This is a genomic window from Bradyrhizobium sp. CCGUVB1N3 (assembly GCF_024199925.1).
Taxonomy (GTDB): domain Bacteria; phylum Pseudomonadota; class Alphaproteobacteria; order Rhizobiales; family Xanthobacteraceae; genus Bradyrhizobium.
The window spans coordinates 8277027-8299769 of the sequence record NZ_JANADR010000001.1 but is presented as its reverse complement, the minus strand read 5'-3'; the positions used below and the strand labels follow the sequence as shown (position 1 = coordinate 8299769).

Genomic DNA, 22743 nt, shown 5'->3' with positions numbered 1-22743 from the left:
CTCCCTCTAATAGCCGAATGCGCGCGGCAACGCGGTCGAGATCGACGGCACGAAGGCGATCACGAGCAGGCAGAGCATCAACAGCCCCAAATAGCCCATGATCGGCTTCACCGTCCGCTCGATCGGCACATTGCCGATCAGGCAGGCGCCGTAAAGGCCGAGCCCGAGTGGCGGCGCGAACAGGCCGATGCCCATCGCGATGACCAGCACCACGCCGAAATGCAGGGGATCGATGCCGAGCTGGACTGCGACAGGGAGCAGCAGCGGCCCGAAGATGATCAGCGCGGCCGCGCCCTCAAGCACCGAGCCCATCACGATCAGCACGAGGATCGCGAGCAGCATGAACAGCCAGACGCCAGAGGTCTTGGACAAGGCCAGCATGAAGTCACCGACCGCGTGCGGGACCTGCTGCAAGGTCAGCGTGAACGCCAGCGATTGCGCGGCCGCGACGATAAAGAGCACGAGCCCCGCGCGCGTCGCCGCCTGAACGAAGCTGTGCGCGGCGGCTTTCAGCGTGAGCTCCCGGAACACGAGGCTGCCGACCAGGATGGCATAGGCCGCGGCGAAGGCGGAGATCTCGGTCGCGGTCGCAAAGCCGGTCTTGAAGCCGGCAAAGATCATGAAGATGAGGCCGAAGGATGCGATCGCACCGCTCCAGAGACCAGAAACTGGAATCTGCGGCTCGGCGTCCTCGGTCGCCGCCGGCGGCTTGCCGAAGATGATGGACACGGCGATCAGCACTAGCGCCATGAGGGCCGCCGGCAGCAGTCCCGCCATGAACAACCCGCCGATCGAGAGGTTCGCGACGAAGCCGAGGATGATCAGATTGATGCAGGGCGGAATGGTTTCCGCCATCACCGCGGAGGCCGCGAGCAGTGCCACGGCGCTGCCCGGATTCTGCCGGGAGCGGCGCGCCGCCGGGATCAGCACCGAGCCGACGGCGGCGACATCGGCCATCTTGGAGCCGGAGATGCCGGAAAACAGCACCATCGAGGTGACCATCACGACATTGAGGCCGCCGCGCATGCGGCCGACCGCACGCTGCAGCAGCTCGATCAGCCGCACCGACATGCCGTTGGCTTCCATGAGATAGCCGACCAGGATGAAGAAGGGGATCGCGAGCAACACGAAATTGTCGATGCCGCGCGCCATCTGCTGGGCGAAGATGACGCCGGGCAGCGCGCCCTCCACCCAGATGAAGATCAACGCCGCGAGCGCCAGCGCGAAGCCGATCGGCAGGCCGCCGAACAGCGTGACGAAGAAGCCGATCAGCATCACCGTGCCGGATGACGGCACCGACGACGGCAGCAGGGCGTCCCAGGCGAGATAGAGACCGGTGACCACGACGATCGCGACGAGGCCCTTGGCGATCTCGGACAGCGGCCTTGCGCAAAGCTGATCGATCGCAAACACCGTCATGAACAACGCGCCGACGCCCATCGGATAGAACGTCAGTTCGAGCGGCAGCCCGGAGCCGGTGGTCTGGCCTGAGGTCAGCGTCCCCAGCTTGATCGCGTTGAACGCGACGTAGGCCGAGATCAGCACGATCAGCAGCGCGCTCGCGGCATCGACCAGCGCCCGCAGCCGCGGAGCCAGCAGGTCACGAAAAAAAGACACGCCGACATTCTCGCCTCGCGCGAGCGCGCTCGCTGCACCAAAGAAGGCCGATCCGACCATCAGACCGCGCGCGACGTCGTCGGACCATTCGACCGGTGCGTTGAACAGGAAGCGCAGCAGCACCGAGACGCATACCACCAGGAGGTCGGCGGCCAGCAGGAAGGCGGCGATCGCGTCGCTCAGGCGCAGCAAGAGGGCAATGCTCCCGCGGCGTCCGCCTGAGAGAGACGCGGCGGCTGTCATCGTCATCTCAGGCCTGGGTCGCGCGGATCATGTCGATGACGGGCTTGGATTCGGGCCGGGTCTTGATGAAGTTGTCAGTCTGCGGCATGACGCGCTTCCTGAACGCCTCGCGGTCGCATTCGGCAACCGTCACGCCCTTCTCGGTCAGCGCTGCCAGAGCTTCCTTCTCGACCGCAAGCCCATGCGTGCGCGTATCGGCCGCCGCCTTCTTCGCGGCATCGATGAAGCCGTCGCGCAGCTTCGGATCCATGCGATTGTAGGTCATGTCACTGAAGTAGATCGCGAGCGGTGAGAAGTTGTGCTGCGTCAGCGCATAGAACTTTGCCGTTTCGAAGAACTTGCTGGCGAGGATGGTCGGCGGATCGTGCTCCAGACCGTCGAGCACGCCGGCCTGCAGCGCGGTGTAGATTTCGCCGAACGCCAGCGGCGTCGCGGCGGCGCCCATCAACCGCAGGCATTCCGTGATGACGGGATTTGGCAGCGTCCTGATCTTCAGACCCGCGAGGTCCTCGGGCGTTTTTACCGGCTTCTTCGCCAGCACGCTGCGCGAGCCGAAATTGTAGGCCCAGGCGATGATGCGGATGTTGGCGCCCTTGAGCAGCGCATCCTCGATCGGCTTGGCGGCGCCGGCATCGAACGCCTTGGTCTGCTGCGGGAAGCTCGCAAAGAGATAGCCGAGGTCGAAGGTACCGACGAGCGGCACCAGATTGGCCGAGATCGACGAGCCCGACACCATCAGGTCGATGACGCCGAGCTTCACCGAATTGATGACGTCGATTTCCTGGCCTAGCTGGTTGTCGGGGAAGAAGGCGACCTCGACCTGCTCACCGAGGCCGTTCGCCTTCAGGTTCTTGACGAGATTGTCGTAGTAGACGCGGCCGTTGGCGAATTTGGGATCGTTCGGCAGCGACGAAGAGCATTTCAGCTTCAATGTCGCGGCTTCGGCGCGGCCGATGATGGCGGGAGAGAATACGAGGCCGGCGGTTACCGCCGTCGAGGATTTGATGAACGCGCGACGGCTCACTGGCACTGACGTCATTGTGCTCTCTCCCCAAGTCTTTTTTATTTTGTGCCGCAGTCGTTGCCGCAGCCGTTTCGTTGACTGTAGGGCCAAAGCGACAAGGCAGGCAAGGGTAGCGGCTCGTGGCACCCGGAGGGCGGCAAGCGTGGATGTTTCGGCGAAGAGACGCGCGATTGGCCTATGTTTGCGCTGTTTCCAGCAAGCCGCGCGGCGCGCGGTGAATGATGCCGCGCTCCGCCAGGCCCAAAACCGATCGATCCAATTCAGGTATGGATCGATGCAGAAGTCATATTGATTGCACTCGGCGTTCGCTTGTCACTCAACCAAACGCGACAAGGCTGCGGGACGCGATCCCGCAGCCTTGTCTCTCGATCTGTCCTTGCGAACGAACTTAGCGCGAATGCGCGCCGCTCAACTGGCCGACCGCATCGTCCTGACGCGAGGGGCGCAGCGCAAAGGCGCCATCGCCGAGCAGGGCCTGCGCAAGCAGCGCGATGGTCCAGAAGGCGGGGAATTCCCAGCCGCCCTTCGGATTGGTGAAGAAGAAGCCGGCCGCGCCGTGCACGGTGAAGATGGCGCCGAGCAGGATCGGAATGCCGGCGAGCGCGGCGTAGCGGGTCCACACGCCGAGGATCAGGGCGACGCCGCTCAGCACCTCAACCGTCATCACGAGATAGGCGAGCTCGGGTGGAAAGCCGAGGCTGCCGAAGAACTTTGCGGTCCCGGCGGGGGTAAAGACGAAAAACTTCAAGCTGGCATGGGCGAGAAAAAGCGCACCCAGCGTCACGCGCAACACCAGCGCCGCATAGGGCGCGGTACGGGAATCGATCATAGTGGTCTCCTTTGATTGCCGACCTTATGATCTATTCTCAATTCAGTGATAATCTGCTATTTCGGAAGAATAGTTCACACCTGGAGAGTGAGATTATTGCTCGACCGCCTGACCAGCCTGGAAGTCTTCGCCAAGGTGGCGGCGGTCGGCAGCCTGTCCGGCGCCGCGCGGGCGATGGGCCTGTCGCAGACCATGGTCACCAAACACGTTGCGTCGCTTGAAGGCCGCCTCGGCATCAAGCTGTTCCATCGCACCACGCGCCGGCTGTCCATCACCGAGGCCGGGCGCAGCTATCTCGAATCCTCCGAGCGTATCCTGGCCGACATGGAGACCGCCGACGCCGCGGTCGCCGCCGAACGGGTCGAGCCGCGCGGCCTGCTCCGCGTCAACGTGCCGGTGGTGTTCGGCACCCGGCAGATCGCGCCGCTGCTCGGCGAATTTGCCGAGCGCCATCCGAAGGTCACGACCGAGCTCGGCCTCAACGACCGGCTGGTCGATCTCGCCGAGGAAGGCTGGGACCTCGCGATCCGCATCGGGCGCTTGCGCGACTCCAGCATGATGGCGCGGCGGCTGGCACCGAACCGCCTCGTGGTTTGCGCCGCGCCGTCCTATCTCACCAAGCACGGAACCCCGCGCACCGTCGCGGACCTCGCCACCCACAACTGCCTCGGCTACACGCTGTCACAGCAGGCGAGCGCCGCCGAGTGGCTGTTCGGCGCGGACGGCGAGATCCGCGTGCAGGTCAACGGCAACCTCCGCGCCAACAATGGCGATGCGCTGCGCGCGGCGAGCCTCGCCGGCCTTGGCCTCGCGCGGCAGCCGACCTTCATCGTCGCCGACGATCTGCGCGCCGGGACCCTGGTGGCACTGAAGCTCGACCAGCCGGAAATGCAGTCGTCGGCGGTGCATGCGGTCTATCTGCCGGACCGGCGTCCACCGGCGAAGGTCCGCGCCTTCATCGATTTCCTGGCGGCGCGCTTTTCGCCGGAGCCGCCCTGGGATCGTGGCTTGTACTGACCGCCACCACCCAAGGTGGCATCTCCGGCAGCAAAACGGCCTAATTTGTCGCACGTGCCGGCGTGAGCTAGCGCACAGACGCCGTCATCGCACACGACTAGAAAGGCTGTCATCCTCGCGCGCATTGCCGATGGAGGTGACACCATGCGCCGTCCGGCCCTTTGCAATTTGCTTCTTGCATCCAGCCTTCTCGTTCTTTCGCAGCTCATCACGCTGGCGGATGCGTCCGCCGAAACGCGGCTCGCGCTCGTCATCGGCCAGTCCGCCTATCGCGCAGTGCCCGAACTGCCCAACGCCGCCAACGACGCCAAGGGCATGACGGAGCTGCTCGGCAATGCCGGCTTCAGCGTCACCACTGCCCCCAACCTGGCGCAGAACGAAATGCGCCAGGCGATCAGCGATTTCGCCGGTAAGGTCAGCGCCAGCGGCGCCGACACCGTCGCGCTGGTGTTCTATGCCGGCCACGGCTTGCAGATCGACGGCGAGAACTATCTGGTGCCGGTCGATCTCGATCCGAAGCGCGAGGCTGACATTCCCTTGCAGGGCGTCCGCCTGAACGATTTGCTCAACACGCTCGGTGCACTGCCGACGCGCGCGCGCATCTTCATGCTCGATGCCTGCCGCAACAATCCCTTCCCGGCGCTCAGTGGCGCGGGCCACGGGCTTGCGATCGTCGACACCAGGGCCGGTGCCCCCGGCTCCTTCATTTCCTACTCGACATCGCCCGGCGCGGAAGCCGAGGACGGTTCCGGGATCGACAGTCCCTACACCACGGCCGCGCTAGCGATCGCCAAGCAGCCGAACCTGCCGATCGAGGAAGTCTTCAAGCGCATCCGCGTCGCCGTCGCCCAGTCGACGGACGGCCGGCAGATCCCGTGGGAAAGCTCGTCGCTGACGGCCGACTTCAAGTTCTTCGGCGACGGCAGCGGGCACCAGCCCACCACTCCCGGCGCGGATTCGCCGGCGCTGGCCAGCGCGAGCCGCACCGTCGAGGACTGGCGTCAGGAGCTGCGCGGCAAGGAGCCCAAGGTCGCCTATGATCTCGTGATCGCCGACGACACCGTGCCTGCGTACCAGGCCTATGTCGAGCTGTACGCGCAGGCCTCCTACACCCCGCGCCTGCGCACGATCCTGGAGCGCCGGCGCCAGATGCTGGCCTGGGAGCTGGCAGTCGCGATCAACACCCGCACCTCGTACGAGACGTATCTCACCAACTGGGGCGGCAGCGACCTTGCCGCAACCGCGCGCCGACTGCTGCTCCGCGTGCAGAACCGCAACTACGGGCCGACGGCTGCGGCCGCCGCAGTCCCGGTCGCCGTCGCGATGGCGCCGACCTGCCCGTGCTCGACGCCGTCAACACCGGCAACGCCGATCAATCCGACCGTCGCGCCGATCATCAAGAAGCGCGTCGACGATACGCCGCCGAAGAGGAAGGTCGTCGACACGCCCAAGCGCAAGCCGCCGACGGACGAAGTCGTGGTCGATCGCCGTCCGCCGCCGCCGGATCGCGGCCCGCCGCCCGGCGCCATCATGGAGGGCATCGGCATCGGCGTCGGAATTGGCCTCGGCATGGGAATGGGCGGCGGCCGCGGCGGCGAGATGAACCACGGCGATTATCGCAGGTAGCTTTCGCTGAGAATCAAGAAGGCGCCCGCAGATGCATACAGCATCTCGCGGGCATCTTCACGGGCGCCTGACATCGCCGGATTCCTGTTAGTCTGTTCCCCGCATTATCGCCCGGGGATTCGTATCGATGCCGCAAGACGCTGACGCCAAGCCATCCTGGCCGCTGTTCCGGTCGCTCTCGTCCTACCAGGTTGGCCTGCTGCCTGGAGACCTGATGGCGGGCCTGACGCTGGCGGCGATCGCCATCCCCGAGCAGATGGCGACATCGCGGCTCGGCGGCTTCGCGCCGCAGATCGGCTTCTTCGCCTTCATGGCGGGCTCGCTCGGTTTTTCGCTGCTCGGCAGCAACCGCTTCCTGTCCTGCGGTGCCGATTCCACCATCACGCCGATCTTCGCCGGCGGCCTCGCGGCGGCCGCCGCGACCGGCTCGCCGGAGTATCAATCGCTTGCGATCGCGCTCGCGCTGATGGTCGGCGCGATGCTGGTCGCGAGCGGCATCTTCCGCCTTGGCGGCATCGCCAATCTGTTGTCAGTGCCGGTGATGGTCGGTTTCCTCGCCGGCATCTCCGTACACATCATCGTCTCGCAACTGCCGGGCGTGCTCGGCGTGGAGGCGCCAAGCGGTCCGACGCTCGATCGCATCGGCACGCTGGCGCACGAGCTCGGCCGGTCCAATCCCTACACGATTTTCATCGGCTTCGGCGTGCTCGCCGTCGTCTTCCTCGCCGAGACGATCAGCCCCAAGATTCCCGGCGCGCTGATCGGACTGGTCGCGGCAACGCTGGCGGTGATCGGGGCCGGGCTCGAAGCCAAGGGCGTCAAGGTGGTCGGCACTGTCCCGGGCACGCTGCCGATGCCGACCTTGCCGGAGCTTGCGCCCGAGGCGTGGGTGCGCCTCGTTCCGCTGGCCTTCGTGATCACCGTCGTCGTGATGGTCCAGACCGCAGCGACCACGCGATCGTTCCCCTCCGATCCCGACAAGCCTGCCGACGTCGACCGCGATTTTCTCGGCGCCGGTGCCGGCAGCCTGCTTGCGGGCGTGTTCGGCGCGTTTCCGGTCAATGCCAGCCCGCCGCGCACGGGCATCGTGGTCGAGACCGGCGGACAGTCGCAACTGTCAGGCCTTGCTGCTGCGCTGATCGTGCTGGCGCTGCTCGCCTTCGGTACCGGACTGTTGCAGCACGTGCCGGACGCGGCACTCGGCGGCATCCTGCTGTTCGTGGCCCTGCGGATCATCCGCGTGAAGCAGATCGCCACGATCTATCGCCAGTCCTTCAGCGAATTCCTGCTGATCCTTGCGACCGCGGCGCTGATCATCGTGCTGCCGATCCAGCAGGGTGCGTTCCTCGGCATCGTGCTGTCGCTCCTGCACGGCATCTGGAGCACGACGCGCGCCAAGCTCATCGAGTTCGATCGCGTGCCGGGCACCACGATCTGGTGGCCGGCGCATCCTCATATCGCAGGTGAGCGGCTCCCCGGCGTCGTCGTGGTCGGATTGCAGGCGCCGCTGTCGTTCCTCAACGCGCCCGGTTTCCGCAACGACGTCGCCAATCTGCTGAAGGCCGCGACGCCGAAGCTGATGGTGCTCGAAGCGAGCGGCATGGTCGAGATCGACTTCACGGCGGCCCAGGTCCTGCTGGACATTTTGCGGGCCTGCCGCGAACAGGGCGTCACCGTCGCGGTGGCGCGACTTGAATCGGTGCGCGCGCAGAACGCGTTCGAGCGCTTTGCGCTGTTCGACATCCTGCCGAGGGACCACGTCTTTCACAGCGTGCATGAGGCCGTCGTCGCGCTCGCGAAATAGGGCCCATCACCGGCCGAGCGCGGGGTAGTCCTTTTGCGTGGCCTGCCGAATCCAGCTCGCCTGGATCGCGCGATAGAGGATCTGCGCCGTCTTCGTGTCGCCCGCCTTCATGCAGAGATCGACGATCCGGCGGACGGCGTCGTCGCGCATCAGGTCGTCCGATATCTTCATCGCGATCTCCATCGCGGCGCGCGCCGCGCGTTCATAACGCTCGCTTTCGCGCTTGCGCTGTTTCTCGGGCGATTTTCGGCCGTGGTCGGCAGAGCCGCCGATCAGTTCTGCGCTTGCGGATGCGGACTGGCAGATGTTGCGGATGCGATCGGCTGCCTCGATGTCGCCGATCGGCCATTGGATCGGCTCATCCCAGACGTCGGCCCCCTTTTGCCTTGCGAACCACTTCATCGCCCCGCCACCCGTGGTCTTCCGGCCACCGCATTGTCGAGCCTCAGCTCCGCCCAGCATAGAGAACCCCGTCGCGCCCGGCGAGGCGGTTTTTCCCGCCACGCCTTTGGATTGCGGCGCGCTCAGGACGTCCGGCGCGGGCCAATCGCCTCGAATTGCGCCTTCTGCTCGTCATTGAGCGTCGCATAGAAATCCTCGAGCGCCGCGCGCACCGACTTGACGCCGTCGAGCAACATTTCGAGCCGCTTGCGGATCGCAGCCATGCGCGCCGGCGGCGTCATCACGTCGCTGGGCTGGCAGGCCGCCTTGAGCGACGCGCTGACCTTGGCGCTGGTATCCTGGAGCACTTGCAGCGCAGCGCGCTGGGTGTCGTCCGGGTGAAGCCTCGCTTCGATTTCGGCGCCTGGCCAATCAAGCCCAACAGGCGAACCGCAATTCTGCACGAGCGATGCATTGGCGTTGCCGGACGCCGTCGCGCGGCGCTGGTTCTCGGCCAGCGCATTGAAGCGCGCCTTCTGCTCGTCGGTGAGCGAGCCGTAGAATCTGTCGAGCGCCGGTTGCACCAGCCCGACGGCCTTTGCCATCGCCTCGACGCGCTGCTGCATGGCCGCGAGCCGGCCGGGCGCCGTCGCCGCGACCTGCGTTGGACAGGACGCGCGGATCAGCTCGGCCGCCTGGATCGAGGCATTGCCGAGCGCATCGAGATCGGCGCCTTGCGCGTCCGTCGGCTGCACCGCATCCGCGATCTGGTCGATCGGCAGACCGACGATCTCGCGGCGGTCGCTGCCGCAGAGCTGATCGAGCCCAACGCCGCGCGCCTGCCGTCGTCCATACGAGCGTTGCGGCAAATAGGTTGCAAGGCCGTCATAGCCGTAGGGGCCGAAGATGCCGGCGTAGATGTCCGGGTAGCCGTAGCCCCAGAAACCGAGACCATCGCCCCAGATGGTGTAGTCGTAGAGGTCGTTATAGGCGAACGGCCAGAACAACGGTCCCACCCAGCCATAGAAGCCGCCGGGATGCTGCCACCATCCGCTGCTTGCGCCATGCCAGCCGGCGAGTGCGGCCGCGGCTGCAATCTGGGCCCGTGCCGCCGGATTGCCGATCAGCCGGCCGTTGCGGAAGGCACTGGCGTGGACGTTCAGCGCATTGCGGAAGCCTGCAGGGCGCACGGCCGCATTGCGGATCTGACCGAAGCTCGGGCCGGCATGTCGCGCAACGGCTCCGAACCTCGCGCCGCCATGATGCCCGCCGCCGAAATGCGCGTGACCGAAGCCATGACCGCCGAAATGGCCGCCACCATGATGACCACCGCCATGCCCGCCGCCGCGATGTCCACCACCGTGCCCGCCGCCATGACCACCACCATGGCCACCACCATGGCCACCGCCGCCGCCCTTCGCCAGAGCTGCACCTGCCACCATGCAGGCCAGCACCATCGCGGCAATTCCAATGACCGGTCGCAACATCGCATCCTCCCGAGAGTGCCGCGCCATTGAGGCATCGGAACGTGTCGGGAATTGGAACCAGCCGGCTTGCCGAAAGTTCCCGCGACGGAGCTAGGCCGCCGGCACGATCTTGCCGGGATTGAGGATGTTTTGCGGGTCGAGCGCCTTCTTCAGCGCCCGCATCGCGTCGAGCGCTTCGGGACCGAGTTCGGCCTCGAGGTATTTCTGCTTGCCCTGCCCGATGCCGTGCTCGCCGGTGCAGGTGCCGTCCATCGCCTGCGCGCGCTCGACAAGGCGGTGCATGAACTCCTCGCTGCGCGCCATCTCGTCGGCATTGTCGACGTCGCAGAGCAGCGAGCAGTGGAAATTGCCATCGCCGACATGGCCGACGATCGGCGACAGCAGGTTGAGCCGCTTCAGATCTTCCTCGGTCTCGGTGACGCAGTCGGCAAGGCGCGAGATCGGCACGCAGACGTCGGTTGCGACCACGCCGGCGCCGGGCCGCAGCGCCTTGACCGACCAATAGGCATCATGCCGCGCCTGCCACAGTTTCGTGCGGTCCTCGGGCTTGGTTGTCCAGGAGAAATCGCCGCCGCCGCAGTCCTTGGCGATCTCGCCGAAGGCCTTGGACTGCTCGGCAACCTCGATCTCGCTGCCGTGGAATTCGAGCAACAACAGCGGCGTCTCCGGCAGCGTCAGCTTGGAATAGGCGTTGCAGGCCCTCACTTGCGCAGCATTGAGCAACTCGATGCGCGCCACGGGAATGCCGGTCTGGATCGCGAGGATCACCGCCTGGCAGGCGCCATGCACCGTTTCGAAGGAGACCGCGCCCGCCGCGATCATCTCGGGGATGCCGCGCAGGCGGATGGTGAGCTCCGAGATGATACCGAGCGTGCCTTCGGCGCCGATGAACAGATGCGTCAGGTCGTAGCCGGCGGAGGATTTCTTCGCGCGCGTGCCGGTCGTGATGATCTCGCCGTCGCCGCGCACGACTTTCAGCGCCAGCACGCTCTCGCGGATGGTGCCGTAGCGCACCGCATTGGTGCCGGAGGCGCGCGTCGAGGCCATGCCGCCGAGCGAGGCGTCGGCACCGGGATCGATCGGGAAGAACAGGCCCTGGTCGCGCAGATGCTCGTTGAGCGCCTTGCGCGTCACGCCGGGCTCGATCACGCAGTCGAGGTCCTCGGCATGCACCGCGAGCACCTTGTTCATGTCGCGCAGGTCGATGCAGATGCCCCCCGCCGGCGCATTGACCTGGCCCTCGAGCGAGGTGCCGGTGCCGAACGCGATCACGGGCACGCCGTTCCCAGCGCAGATCCTCACCACGTCCTGGATGTCTTTGGTCTCCTGCGCCATCACCACGCCATCCGGCGGCTGGTTGGCGAGCCAGGTCGTGGTGTGACCGTGCTGCTCGCGCACGGCCTGCGAGGTGATCAAGCGATTGCCGAAGCGTGCGGTGAGCGCTTCCAGCGCGCTGGCCAGGGCTTTCGGCTCAGGCCGCGGCGGATTATTGGTGATGGTCATACCCACGGACATTCCTCCCGACTAAAGCGCGATGAAATTAGGATGAATCCTCATCGCGCTTTAGGTTGTTGTTCGAGCATAATCTTTTCGGAAAACCGCTGCACACTTTTCCGGATCATGCTCTAAGGACCGTTGCAAAGGACATATAACCGGTCAAGTCAAGCGACCGGACGCATGCCGGGAAGAAATTGGCAGGAAGGACAGATGACGGAGACTGCCGCCCACGCGCACAAGGCCGAGACCAAGGCCGAGCCGTTCCGTTCCTCGATCATGCAGATCGAGCCGCAGTGGATCGACTATAACGGCCATCTCAACATGGCCTATTACAACGTGATGTTCGACCGGGCGATCGACCAGCTCTGGCTGAAGCTCGGGATCGGGCCGACCTACATGAAGGAGCGTCACGGCTCGACCTTCACCGCCGAGTGTCACGTGCGCTATCTGCGCGAGATCCATCTCGGCGATCCCGCGCAAATCTCGGTGTGGCTGCTGGAAGCCGACGACAAGCGGCTGCATACTTTCGAGGAGCTGCGCCACGCGACCGACGGCTGGCTGTCGGCCACCTCGGAAAACATGTCGCTGCACATGGACATGACCTCGCGAAAAGTGGCGCCCTTCCCGGCCGACATTCGCGAGCGCATCGCCTCCGTGGTCAAGGACCACAGCGCGGTGCCGTGGCCCGAGGGCGTCGGGAGAAACGTCGCGATGCCCTCGAAGCGGTAGCTGCGTTAGCCCGCAGCGGCATAGTTGACGCGCTGCGCGCTCCTCACCATGAGGATCTATGACGCCGAAAGCCCGCTAGACCCTGGTGCGGCCGCGGGCCAATCCGAACACGGCCGAGATCAGGAACAGCACGACCGCGATGAAGAAGATGACCTTGGCGATTTCGATCGAAGCGCCGGCGATGCCGCCGAAGCCCAGGATACCGGCGATCAGTGCGATAACCAGAAACGTCACAACCCAGCCAAGCATGGTCAAACCCTCTGTCTCGATGTTTGTCTGCGATCGGCGCGGCCTCGCGCCACGCCACGTTTGCAGAGACAATCTCGAGCTCGAAACGAAGGTTCCAGGCTGAGAGGGGCGGAAATTCGCCGAGGTGACAGGAACAAATCGGCCCTCGGCGTACGTGGAAAACCCCTCGCCGCCGCCCCATATAGGGGCTAATCCCTGTTATGAAGGCTCCCTTCCGCCACCCCGCGGTGCCATCGTGGGGCCACTGATTCGCATGACCGAGCCGAGCAAAATCACCTCTCACGTCGTTCCCGACCACCAGCCCGCGGCCGGCGGCATTGCCGCGCGCGCCCGCGCCTCGGTGGGCCCGAAATATCTGACCGGCCTCAATCCCGAGCAGCGCGACGCCGTGGAGACGCTGGACGGCCCCGTGCTGGTGCTCGCCGGCGCCGGCACTGGCAAGACGCGCGTCTTGACGACGCGCATCGCCCACATCCTGAGCCAGGGCCGCGCACGCCCGGGTGAGATCCTGTCGGTGACCTTCACCAACAAGGCGGCGCGCGAGATGAAGCACCGGCTTGGCCAGATGCTGGGACAGGCGGTCGAGGGCATGCCGTGGCTTGGCACCTTCCATTCCATCGGCGGTCGCATCCTGCGCACCCACGCCGAACTGGCGCAGCTCAAGTCGAATTTCACCGTGCTCGATGTCGACGACCAGGTGCGGCTGTTGAAGCAGCTCCTGCAAGCCGAAAACATCGACGACAAGCGCTGGCCAGCGCGCATGCTGGCCGGCCTGATCGACGGCTGGAAGAACCGCGGGCTTGGTCCGGCGCAGGTGCCGTCAGGCGAAGCCGCGATGTTCGCCAACGGCAAGGGCGGCAAGCTCTATGCGAGCTACCAGGAGCGGCTGAAGATCCTGAACGCCGCCGATTTCGGCGACCTGCTGCTGGAGAACATTCGCATCTTCCGCGAGCACCCCGACATCCTCCGGCAGTACCAGCAGCGCTTCAAATACATCCTGGTCGACGAATATCAGGACACCAACGTCGCGCAGTATCTGTGGCTGCGATTGTTGTCGCAGGCGCCTTCTTCTTTCACCTCTCCCCGCTTGCGGGGAGAGGTCGGATCGCGCAGCGATCCGGGTGAGGGGGACTCTCCGCAAGCTGAACTCGTGGAAGCAGCCCCTCACCCCAGCCCTCTCCCCGTGAAGGACGGGGAGAGGGAGAAGACCAAGAACATCTGCTGCGTCGGCGACGACGACCAGTCGATCTATGGCTGGCGCGGCGCGGAGGTCGACAACATCCTGCGCTTCGATCACGATTTTCCCGGTGCCAAGGTCATCCGGCTGGAGCGCAATTACCGCTCGACCGGCCATATTCTCGCCGCTGCCTCGCATCTGATCGCGCACAACGAAGGCCGCCTCGGCAAGACGCTGCGCACCGAGGACGAGGACGGCGAGAAGGTCACGGTCACCGGTGCCTGGGATTCGGAGGAGGAAGCCCGCGGCATCGGCGAGGAGATCGAACAGCTCCAGCGCCAGGGCGAGAGGCTCAACGAAATCGCGATCCTGGTGCGCGCGTCCTACCAGATGCGCGAGTTCGAAGACCGTTTCGTCACGCTCGGCCTGCCCTATCGCGTGATCGGCGGCCCGCGCTTCTATGAGCGCGCCGAAATCCGCGATGCGCTGGCTTACCTACGCGTCATCAACTCGCCCGCCGACGACCTCGCCTTCGAGCGCATCGTCAACACGCCCAAGCGGGGGCTCGGCGATGCCACCGTGCAGATGCTGCACGATCATGCCCGCAAGCGCCGCATTCCGCTGTTCGAGGCGGCGCGCGCCGTGGTCGAGACCGACGAGTTGAAGCCGAAGGCGCGTGGCTCGTTGCGCGACCTCGTCACGCACTTCGACCGCTGGCGCGCCCAGCGCGAGGTGACCACGCATACCGATCTCGCCCAAATCGTGCTCGATGAGAGCGGCTATACCGAAATGTGGCAGAAGGACCGCTCGGCGGATGCCGCGGGGCGGCTGGAGAACCTGAAAGAGCTCGTGCGCTCGATGGAAGAGTTCGAGAACCTGCAGGGGTTCCTCGAGCACATCTCGCTGGTGATGGATCGCGACGGCGGCGCCGAGGAAGACGCGGTGTCGCTGATGACGTTGCACTCGGCCAAGGGGCTCGAATTCGACAACGTGTTCCTGCCGGGCTGGGAGGAAGGCCTGTTCCCGAGCCAGCGCACGCTGGACGAACAGGGCCGCGCCGGTCTTGAGGAAGAGCGCCGGCTCGGCCATGTCGGCCTGACCCGCGCCCGACGCCGCGCAAAGCTCTATTTTGCGACCAACCGCCGCATCCATGGCACCTGGTCGACCACGATCCCGTCGCGCTTCCTCGACGAATTGCCGGCGGCCAATGTCGAGATCACGGAGTCCAAGGGTGGCTCGGCCTGGGGCGGCATCGGCGGCTACGGCGCCTCGCGTTTCGACGACATGGAAGCCTTCGGCTCCAGCTATTCAACGCCGGGCTGGCAGCGCGCCCAGGCGAATCGCAACCGTGGCCAGGGTGGCCGCAACGGCGGCGGACGCGGCGGCTTCGAGGAAGAGCCCTCGCCGTTTTCCTCCGCGCCCGATTTCGGCGGCAGTTTTTCGACGCGCCGGCGCGGCCCGATGACGATCGAGGGCGAGCTGGTGGCCAAATCGACCGGCACGACATCCGAATTCTCGCTTGGCGATCGCGTCTTCCACCAGAAATTCGGCTACGGCCGCGTCGCCAAGATCGACGGCAACAAGCTCACCATCGCCTTCGACAAGGCCGGCGAGAAGAAGGTCGTGGACAGTTTCGTGCAGCGGGCGTGAGGCCGCCCCTGTTGCGGCGGCGTTACGCCGCCGGCTTTCCTTGCTCCCCGCCCCTTGACCATGGCGAACTTCCCCGTATCAGATGCGGCCATGGCCCGGGGCTTCATCACACTCGCCGTACTTGCATTTGGCATGCCGTCGCTGGCGGCGGCGGAGACGATGAGCTTTGGCGATGCGATCGGCATGCTGGCCAAGAGCTGCGGCGCCGAGATCGTGGCCAATTGCCGCGGCGTGAACCCGGATTCGACGCGGCTGAAGGAATGTTTGTCGCGCAACCGCGACGTGCTGTCGCCGCAGTGCCAGACCGATTACCTCGCGGCCTTCGACGCGATCCAGAAGCGGGTCGCCGCGCGCGTGACCGTGGCGAACGCCTGCCAGCGCGAGATCGTCAAGGTCTGCGGCGGCTCGACCAAGGAGACCAGCAAGTCGATCCCCTGCCTGATCTCGACGCCCAAGGGCATCAGCAACAACTGCCTCAAGGCGGTGGACGACGCGGGGTATCGCTGATGCGCGCGGCCGGGTTCACCCTGCAATCGATCGGCCTCGTGCTCGCCCTGATGCTCGCGGCAGGCCACGTGGGCGCGCAGACGGCACCGCCGACCCGCGACGACGTCGTCGCCAAGCTCAACCATTTCGAATCAGCGCCCGATGTCGACCTCGCGGCGCTGAAGCAGCAGGTGATGGAGCGCGCCAAGGCCAGGATCAAGAACGATCCCGGTCCAGTGAACCGGCCGCTGATCGCGCCCGATCTGGCCAACCTGCCGACCTTTACCACTCAGATCCAGTTCGACGCCGACACGCCGATCATCCAGCCCTCGTCCTACCAGACCGTCGGCCGCACCGCGGATGCACTGGTTCACGCCTCACTGCTGCCCTACACCTTCCTGATCGTCGGCCATGTCGAATCGAATTCGAAGACGCGGGAAGCCAATGCGATCCTGAGCCAGCGCCGCGCGGATGCGATCCGCGACGTGCTTGTCAACACGTTCAAGATCTCCGCCAAGCGCATCCAGTCGATCGGCCTTGGCGAGGAGCAATTCCTCGACCGCGCGCGGCCGACCTCGGCCGCAAACGGGCAGATGCAGATCCTGACGCTCGCGAAACTGCCCGAGGAACAGGCCGATCAGCCGGCGGCGCCCAAACCTGCGGCACCGGCCAAGAAGCCGGCCAAAAAACGCTAAACGATCGCTTCTGGGCCGTGTCCGGAACCCCTTGAACCCCTGACTGTTTTTTTGTGCACAGGCCGCCTCAAATGGCTGCACTGCGCGACAAATGCGCCGGTTTGTGCGGGGGACAAGCAGATGCTATAGGCTTGTCGCTTCCTCCGACCTGCATCCTCAGTGAGACCAAGATGGGTGGCTTTTTTCAGCGCCAACTTGCCGTTTATGTCGAGTATCATCGCGATCCCCGGAACACGGCGATGCATGTGATCGGTATCCTCCTGCTATTCACCGGTGCGGTGATGCCGCTGACGCTAGTGGCGGTCCCGCTGTTCGGATTCGAATTCAGCCTTGCGCTGATCCTGGCGTTGCCGGTCCTCATCTATTGGCTGCTGCTCGACGTGGCGCTCGGGACCGGCATTCTGGCCGTATCCATCGTGCTGTTCTCGATCGCGACGACCATTGCGGCACAAGTCAGCACCGTGACGATGTGGGCGATCTTCGCAACGCTGGTAGCTCTCGGCTTCGCCGCGCAGGCCATCGGCCACAAGGTTTTTGAGGGGCGCGAGGCCTCGTTGTTCACCTTTCCGTCTCATCTTTTGCTTGGACCGATGTTTGTAATGGCAAAATTATTCATTGCATTGGGTTTCCGTCGTGACCTTGCCGCGATTCTCGCGCCTCTTCCGACCAACTCCCTTTCAACCCGATAAGCTTCCAGAGCGGAACAGCAGCAACTTTCTTCATGGCTCTCGTACTGGTTACCGGTGGCAGCGGCTTCATCGGACATCATCTCGTAGAAGTGCTCCGCGGCAGGGGGCAGCGGGTGCGCGTTCTCGATGTGCGGCCGCCGGCCGCGCCGTGCGCTGACGTCGACTACGTCGCGGGCTCGGTGCTCGACGGCGACGCGGTCGATCGCGCGCTCGCAGGCGTCGATCAGGTCTATCACCTCGCCGGCCTGCCCGGCATGTGGGTCGCCAACAAGCAGGATTTCCACGAGGTCAATTGCCGGGGCACCGAGGTCGTGCTGACGGCCGCGCAACTGCGCGGCGTGTCGCGCTTCCTGCACTGCTCGACGGAATCGATCCTGTTCCCCTATTCGCAGCTGGACGGCGTTCCCGCCGAAGAGGCGCTGCAGCCGGCCGACGCGATGCCGGGCGCCTATACGCGGTCGAAATCGCATGCCGAACATTGCGCGGCAAAGGCCGCGGCGGCGGGCTTCCCGCTCGTCATCGGCACGCCGACCATGCCGATCGGGCCGGTCGAGCCGGCCGATCACAATCTCACGCCGCCCACCGCGATGCTGTGGTACTTCCTGCAAAAGAAGGTGCAGCCGCACATCGACTTCCTCGTCAACCTGGTCGATGTGCGCGACGTCGCCGTGGGCCTCGTGCTCGCGATGGAGCGCGGCCGCATCGGCCAGCGCTATATTCTCGGCGGCGACTGCGTCCGGCTCGGACAGATCCTGCGCATGATGTCGGTGATCAGCGGCCGCAAGCAGTACCCCATCGCGGTGCCCGGCAGGCTCGCCGAGCTTTCGGCGATCATGCTCGAATACATCTCCGACCACGTCACGCACCGGCCGCCCAACGGCACGGGCGAGGGCGTGCGCATTGCGCTTGCCGCCAGCGACCTCTCGATCGACAAGGCGCGCACCGAACTCGGCTATGCGCCGCGCCCGATCGAGCCGGTGCTGCGCGAAACCATCACCCATCTGCTCGCACGCGACGGCCTGCAAACGCCGGCCGGCATCGAGCGTCACGCGCTCAGCTCGCGCGCGAGCTGAGCCCAAGCCCAAAAGCAAGAACCTTTTCGCATGTCCTTTGATTTCAGCAAGCTTCTCTCCTTCGCCTGGGGTGGCTGGACCACGACCTGGCCGACCAAACTCCTGGCGCTGATCTGGCTCGCCTGGCTCGCGAGCTGGGTGGGAGCCTCGTTCTGGCAGGGCCGCACCAAGAAGCAGGTGATGACGCTAGATTCGCAACGCTATCGCCTGCCGATCCTGATCGGCGGCATCCTGTTCACGCCATGGACCGCGGAAGTGCTGAACGAGAAACCGTTGTGGGTGTTCGGCGAGGTCGGCATCTACATTGCAGCGCTGGTCGTGCTCGCCGGAATCTCCTTCACCTGGTGGGGACGTCTTCATCTCGGCAAGTTCTGGTCGAACACCATCACCCACAAGGAAGACCACCGCGTCATCGACACCGGCCCGTACGGCATCGTGCGTCATCCGATCTACACCGGCCTGATCGCCGGCATGCTCGCGACCGGCATCGCGGTCGGCACGGTGACGGCGATCCTCGGCGCCATCCTGATCTCGCTCGGCATGTGGCAGAAGGGCCGGATGGAAGAAGTCTTCCTGTCGAAGGAGCTCGGCGAAGACGCCTACGGCGCCTATTGCCGCCGCGTCCCGATGATCATTCCGTTCCTGTCGCCGCGGTGACATCTACGCACCGCCGGCGAGGATCAGCGTACCGGCTTTCAGCGTACTGACTTTCAGCGCACTGACTTGGACGGGGCGGCGGCGGCCTGCGCCGGCACGGCCGGCAGCAGATGGCGCGGGATGATGACGTCCTGAGCGGCGGTGAGCGGCGCGCTTTCAGACAAACCATTGGCCTGCGCCAGCGACCAGACCGGCACGTGATACTGCGCGGCGATCCGCTCGAGCGTATCGCCGGCGCGCATCGGCAGCTTCACGCCCGAGTCCCACAATTCCACCAGCGTATCGCCGGGAACGAGATAGCGCAGCGGCACCGGCTCGCCCTGCGCCTGTGCCGGCACGCGCGGCAATTGCCCGACCATGTCGACGATCTGGCGGTGGATGTCTTCGGACTTCTCGATGTTGATGTGCGTGACGCGCTTGTTCTGCTTCAGGTCGAAGCTCGCATAATGGCCGCGATAGCCGGGCTCCGCGACCACGTCGCCGCCGCCGAGCACGCTGTCGGACAGATAGATGTTGATGAAGCGCTCGACATTGAGCGGCACATTTCCGGTCGCATGCGCGGGATCGATGGTGATCACGAGGCTGACCGGGATCTTCTCCTCGGCAAACATCTCGGCGAAGATGATCGAGCACAGCCCGCCCATGGAATGCCCGATCAGAACGACCGGGGCAGGCTGTTCGCGGTAGGTGGAAATCGCACGCTGGGCGATCAGCCGGCAGATCGTGAATTCGTAGACGTCGGCCTTGAAGCCGGCTTCCGTCAACCGTTCCGCGAGGCGGTCCATGCCGGTCGAGAAGATCGGCCCGAGCGCGCCGCGGAAGAGATAGACGCGCGGGGACGGCCCAGGTTCGGCCTCAGCGGGCAGCGGGGCCGGTTGCGGCAGTGACGGCAGTGCCACGATCGCAGTCGCCTTCTTGGGCTTTGCCGGCGAAGCGGCCGCTACGGCCGTCGAGACGGCGAGCAGCACGCCGACCGCCAGCAGGACCGTTCGCCTCAAAACAACCATTCGTCCTGCAACCCCACGGCGGGAAGGCGGGCGCCTTCCCTATTCCGGCCTTACTGACCACCGATTTGGCAGAATTTGGGGCGCAAAGCCCGCCCAATTGCACGCCAACGCCAATGCGCCCGCCTGTCGCTCACTTATCGCGAACCGGCGACGCGCCTGAACCAGTCATCCAGAAGCGCCTTCTCGTAGCCGTAGCGGCCACCCAGGCGGCCGGAGGGGTTCATCAGATAGTTCATGTCGCTCAGATCGTCCTCGCCGCTCGTCGCGCGCCTGCCTCCGCCGCTCAGCGTGTAGCGCAGCCTGATACGCGGCGGCGTGACGTCGCGCATTACCCTCACCTCCGTGCCACGCCCCCGCGGCTCGTCCTGGCCGGCGAGATCGATATCCAGAACATCGATGCCGAGATTCTGCCCCGGCGCAGGAGCCGCCTGCCCAGGGTTTCGAGATAGGCGCGAAACTCGGCCAGCGTGGCCTCCGATCCACCACCGTAAGCATCCGCGTCGGAGTACCGCTCGGGATTGATGAAGCGGACCTTGACGCCGGCAACGCCGAGCGACGGACCGAGCAACGCAGCCATAAGCACGGCTGCGGCAACCGATCTCCGGATCATGTGAGCCTCGCTTTCCGAATGCGTTCAGTCACAGCTTCCCGCGAACTCGGGAACGCCGGAATTGACATCGATATTCCGTTTCGGCACTTAGAATCGTTCAATCGGGCCGCTCACTCCCTCTCGCCTGATGATCTGGCGGCGCGATCGGCCCTGATGCTCATATTCGAGATCGCCCCATGACAACGCCATCCTACATCGAACCGCTCAGCGGCACGCTCTATCCGCTGGATCAGCCGCGCTGGTGCTCCGACGACCGCAAGCCGCTGATGGTGACGCCGCTGCGCGGCATCTCGCGCGACGAGGTCGATCGCAGCGTGCGCTCGCTGTGGCGCTATCGCGCGGCGCTGCCGGTCGATATCGCGAACCCGATCTCCATGGGCGAAGGCTGCACGCCCCTCGTCCAGAAGGAGTGGGGCGAGTTGAGACCCTACTTCAAGCTCGAATGGTTCAATCCGACCGCCAGCTTCAAGGATCGCGGCACCACGGTGATGCTGTCTTTCATCCGCCAGCTCGGCATCAACGCAGTGCTCGAGGACAGCTCAGGCAATGGCGGCGCATCGGTCGCCGCCTATGGCGCGGCCGGCGGAATGAAGATCAAGATCCTGGCGCCCGCCTCGACCTCTCCGATGAAGATCGCGCAGGTGCGCGCTTACGGAGCGGACATCCAGCTGGTGGAAGGGCCGCGCGAGGAGTCGGAGGCGGAAGCGATCCGGCAGTCCGGCAGCATCTTCTATTCGAGCCACAACTGGCAGCCCTTCTTCCTCGAAGGCACGAAATCCCTCGCCTACGAGATGTGGGAGGATTTCGGCTATGCGGCCCCCGACAACGTCGTCGTTCCCGTCGGTGCGGGCAGCAGCCTGCTCGGCTGCTATCTCGGCTTCAGGGAGCTGCTCGCGGCGGGGCAGATCGCGCGGATGCCAAAGCTGTTCGCGACGCAGCCGCTGAACTGCTCGCCACTCGACGCGAGCTTCACGGCGGGCGTCGATACGCCGGTCGCGCGCGAGGTCCGCAAGACCATCGCCGAGGGCACCGCGATCAAGAGCCCGCTGCGCCTGCGTCAGATGGTGGCGGCGCTGAAGGAAACGGGCGGCGGCACGGTGGCCATCCCCGAAGAGGGCATCGTCGCGGGGCTGAAGAAGCTCGCGATCACGGGCCTGTTTCCCGAGCCGACATCGGCAAGCGCCGCCGCTGCGCTCGACGAGCTTACCCGGCGCGGCGCCATTCGCCCGAACGAGCGCACCGTCGTCGTCATCACGGGGACCGGGATCAAGGCGGCGTCGCTGATCACCGAGATCCTCGGTTAGCGCCGAGGACATCAAGACGACGCGCGGCGGGCGCGCGACTAGTTCCGCGCGGGCGCCGTGGCCGCGGCCGAACGGGCGGCCGGCTTCGCCGCACCCGGCTGCGCCGTCGGGGCCGCGGGCGCGCGCGAGCGCATCACCACGGCATCGATCTCTGCGATCACGCGGCGCTGGATCAACTCGTTCTTGTCGATCGTGATGTGGCCAGCGCCGGAGCCGCGGACGTCAACGTTGTCGAGCTTGCCACGAAAGCCGTCTGCGGCCCGCACCGGCTCGCCGGGACCGTCGCCGATATAGAGGTTGATGTAGCGCTCGGCGCCGGTCGAGAGTTTCGTCTTGAACACCGAGTCGAGCCCGATCGCGAGCTTCACGGGCACGCCGAGGTGATTGAGCTTGGCGATCATATCCGGCAGCGCGGTCGCACCCGAGGAATGCCCGACCAGAACGATGGTCTTAATCCGGCCGGCCTTGTAGGCGGCGGCCGCCTCATCCGCGAGCGAGGACCAGGAGACGAAGTTCGCAACCGTCACCGGGATGCCCTGCGCCTCGAGCCGCGAGCCGATGGTGTCGAGCCCGAGCGAAAAGATGTTGAGCACGCCGCGCAGCAGATAGACATGCGTGGTCGCAGCAGCCTGGCTCGGCGCCGCCTTGGCGCTCGTCGGGCTCATGGCAACAGCTGACAGCAGGAGCAGGCACGTCGCCCACACGCGGATGGTGGACAACTGGCTGGCGCCGGCTGCGTAACGGCCGTTCGGTCTCATCGATCGCTTCCCTGGGGACAATATGCTTCGCAATTGGACGGAATCGTAGCCACGGCCTGCTCGCAGACGCAACAAAGAGCCTCGTGACCGACAATCTTAGCCGCTGCCCGTGACTGTTGCGCAACAGTTGCCCG

Annotated in this window: 22 protein-coding genes; 11 read left to right on the top strand and 11 right to left on the bottom strand. The window is 65.5% G+C overall.

Going from position 1 to position 22743, the window contains the following annotated elements:
* Window positions 1-6 precede the first annotated feature (6 nt).
* The 3 genes from NLM33_RS39225 to NLM33_RS39215 all read right to left on the bottom strand — a co-directional run bounded on the left by NLM33_RS39225 (window position 7) and on the right by NLM33_RS39215 (window position 3713).
* Window positions 7-1860, bottom strand: coding sequence for a TRAP transporter large permease subunit (locus tag NLM33_RS39225; protein ID WP_254103734.1), 1854 nt, complete (start codon window positions 1858-1860; stop codon window positions 7-9).
* 7 nt (window positions 1861-1867) lie between these two features.
* Complete coding sequence (locus NLM33_RS39220; protein WP_254103733.1) at window positions 1868-2899, bottom strand: TRAP transporter substrate-binding protein; 1032 nt, start codon at window positions 2897-2899, stop codon at window positions 1868-1870.
* Between the two features lie 373 nt (window positions 2900-3272).
* Window positions 3273-3713, bottom strand: a complete 441-nt coding sequence (locus NLM33_RS39215) for a DoxX family protein (RefSeq protein WP_254103732.1) — start codon at window positions 3711-3713, stop codon at window positions 3273-3275.
* 96 nt (window positions 3714-3809) lie between these two features.
* Between NLM33_RS39215 and NLM33_RS39210 the strand changes: the two genes are divergently transcribed.
* From NLM33_RS39210 to NLM33_RS39200, 3 genes are all read left to right on the top strand, one after another.
* A complete protein-coding gene (locus NLM33_RS39210; RefSeq protein WP_254103731.1) occupies window positions 3810-4730 on the top strand; it encodes a LysR family transcriptional regulator in 921 nt (306 codons plus the stop codon).
* Window positions 4731-4874: 144 nt separating this feature from the next.
* Window positions 4875-6356 carry a caspase family protein gene (locus NLM33_RS39205; RefSeq protein ID WP_254103730.1) on the top strand — a complete coding sequence of 494 codons (1482 nt, stop codon included), beginning with the start codon at window positions 4875-4877 and terminating at the stop codon, window positions 6354-6356.
* A gap of 127 nt (window positions 6357-6483) precedes the next feature.
* Complete coding sequence (locus NLM33_RS39200) at window positions 6484-8160, top strand: SulP family inorganic anion transporter (RefSeq protein ID WP_254103729.1); 1677 nt, start codon at window positions 6484-6486, stop codon at window positions 8158-8160.
* Window positions 8161-8166: 6 nt separating this feature from the next.
* Here the strand turns inward: NLM33_RS39200 and NLM33_RS39195 are convergent, their stop codons facing one another.
* The 3 genes from NLM33_RS39195 to NLM33_RS39185 form a co-directional block, all read right to left on the bottom strand.
* Window positions 8167-8562 carry a hypothetical protein gene (locus NLM33_RS39195; protein WP_254103728.1) on the bottom strand — a complete coding sequence of 132 codons (396 nt, stop codon included), beginning with the start codon at window positions 8560-8562 and terminating at the stop codon, window positions 8167-8169.
* A gap of 122 nt (window positions 8563-8684) precedes the next feature.
* Window positions 8685-10028, bottom strand: a complete 1344-nt coding sequence (locus tag NLM33_RS39190) for a Spy/CpxP family protein refolding chaperone (RefSeq protein ID WP_254103727.1) — start codon at window positions 10026-10028, stop codon at window positions 8685-8687.
* 90 nt (window positions 10029-10118) lie between these two features.
* On the bottom strand, window positions 10119-11537 hold the full coding sequence (locus NLM33_RS39185; protein ID WP_254103726.1) for an FAD-binding oxidoreductase: 1419 nt from the start codon (window positions 11535-11537) through the stop codon (window positions 10119-10121).
* A gap of 198 nt (window positions 11538-11735) precedes the next feature.
* On the opposite strand from NLM33_RS39185, the gene NLM33_RS39180 reads away from it, so the two are divergent.
* Entirely contained in the window at window positions 11736-12254 is a 519-nt protein-coding gene (locus NLM33_RS39180; RefSeq protein WP_254103725.1) for a thioesterase family protein, read from the top strand.
* Between the two features lie 75 nt (window positions 12255-12329).
* Here the strand turns inward: NLM33_RS39180 and NLM33_RS39175 are convergent, their stop codons facing one another.
* Window positions 12330-12503 carry a DUF1328 domain-containing protein gene (locus tag NLM33_RS39175; protein ID WP_254103724.1) on the bottom strand — a complete coding sequence of 58 codons (174 nt, stop codon included), beginning with the start codon at window positions 12501-12503 and terminating at the stop codon, window positions 12330-12332.
* Window positions 12504-12756: 253 nt separating this feature from the next.
* Between NLM33_RS39175 and NLM33_RS39170 the strand changes: the two genes are divergently transcribed.
* The 6 genes from NLM33_RS39170 to NLM33_RS39145 all read left to right on the top strand — a co-directional run bounded on the left by NLM33_RS39170 (window position 12757) and on the right by NLM33_RS39145 (window position 18930).
* Window positions 12757-15330 carry an ATP-dependent helicase gene (locus NLM33_RS39170; RefSeq protein ID WP_254103723.1) on the top strand — a complete coding sequence of 858 codons (2574 nt, stop codon included), beginning with the start codon at window positions 12757-12759 and terminating at the stop codon, window positions 15328-15330.
* A 90-nt stretch (window positions 15331-15420) separates the two neighbouring features.
* Complete coding sequence (locus NLM33_RS39165; RefSeq protein WP_254103722.1) at window positions 15421-15837, top strand: hypothetical protein; 417 nt, start codon at window positions 15421-15423, stop codon at window positions 15835-15837.
* Window positions 15837-16511 carry an OmpA family protein gene (locus NLM33_RS39160; RefSeq protein WP_254103721.1) on the top strand — a complete coding sequence of 225 codons (675 nt, stop codon included), beginning with the start codon at window positions 15837-15839 and terminating at the stop codon, window positions 16509-16511. Before NLM33_RS39165 ends, NLM33_RS39160 begins: the two co-directional genes overlap by 1 nt.
* Before the next feature lie 170 nt (window positions 16512-16681).
* Window positions 16682-17200 carry a DUF962 domain-containing protein gene (locus tag NLM33_RS39155; protein WP_371930165.1) on the top strand — a complete coding sequence of 173 codons (519 nt, stop codon included), beginning with the start codon at window positions 16682-16684 and terminating at the stop codon, window positions 17198-17200.
* A gap of 32 nt (window positions 17201-17232) precedes the next feature.
* Complete coding sequence (locus NLM33_RS39150) at window positions 17233-18273, top strand: NAD-dependent epimerase/dehydratase family protein (protein ID WP_254103719.1); 1041 nt, start codon at window positions 17233-17235, stop codon at window positions 18271-18273.
* 30 nt (window positions 18274-18303) lie between these two features.
* Complete coding sequence (locus NLM33_RS39145; protein WP_254103718.1) at window positions 18304-18930, top strand: isoprenylcysteine carboxylmethyltransferase family protein; 627 nt, start codon at window positions 18304-18306, stop codon at window positions 18928-18930.
* A 53-nt stretch (window positions 18931-18983) separates the two neighbouring features.
* Here NLM33_RS39145 and NLM33_RS39140 read toward each other — a convergent pair whose 3' ends face one another.
* The 3 genes from NLM33_RS39140 to NLM33_RS39130 all read right to left on the bottom strand — a co-directional run bounded on the left by NLM33_RS39140 (window position 18984) and on the right by NLM33_RS39130 (window position 20547).
* Window positions 18984-19937, bottom strand: coding sequence for a LysM peptidoglycan-binding domain-containing protein (locus NLM33_RS39140; RefSeq protein ID WP_254103717.1), 954 nt, complete (start codon window positions 19935-19937; stop codon window positions 18984-18986).
* A gap of 134 nt (window positions 19938-20071) precedes the next feature.
* On the bottom strand, window positions 20072-20320 hold the full coding sequence (locus NLM33_RS39135) for a DUF3016 domain-containing protein (protein WP_254106107.1): 249 nt from the start codon (window positions 20318-20320) through the stop codon (window positions 20072-20074).
* Window positions 20272-20547, bottom strand: coding sequence for a hypothetical protein (locus tag NLM33_RS39130; protein ID WP_254103716.1), 276 nt, complete (start codon window positions 20545-20547; stop codon window positions 20272-20274). The genes NLM33_RS39135 and NLM33_RS39130 overlap by 49 nt, the downstream gene beginning before the upstream one ends.
* Before the next feature lie 176 nt (window positions 20548-20723).
* Between NLM33_RS39130 and NLM33_RS39125 the strand changes: the two genes are divergently transcribed.
* Window positions 20724-21851: a threonine synthase gene (locus tag NLM33_RS39125; protein WP_254103715.1), complete on the top strand. Its 1128-nt coding sequence runs from the start codon at window positions 20724-20726 to the stop codon at window positions 21849-21851.
* Between the two features lie 38 nt (window positions 21852-21889).
* Here the strand turns inward: NLM33_RS39125 and NLM33_RS39120 are convergent, their stop codons facing one another.
* Complete coding sequence (locus tag NLM33_RS39120) at window positions 21890-22609, bottom strand: hypothetical protein (RefSeq protein ID WP_254103714.1); 720 nt, start codon at window positions 22607-22609, stop codon at window positions 21890-21892.
* Between the last annotated feature and the right edge of the window lie 134 nt (window positions 22610-22743).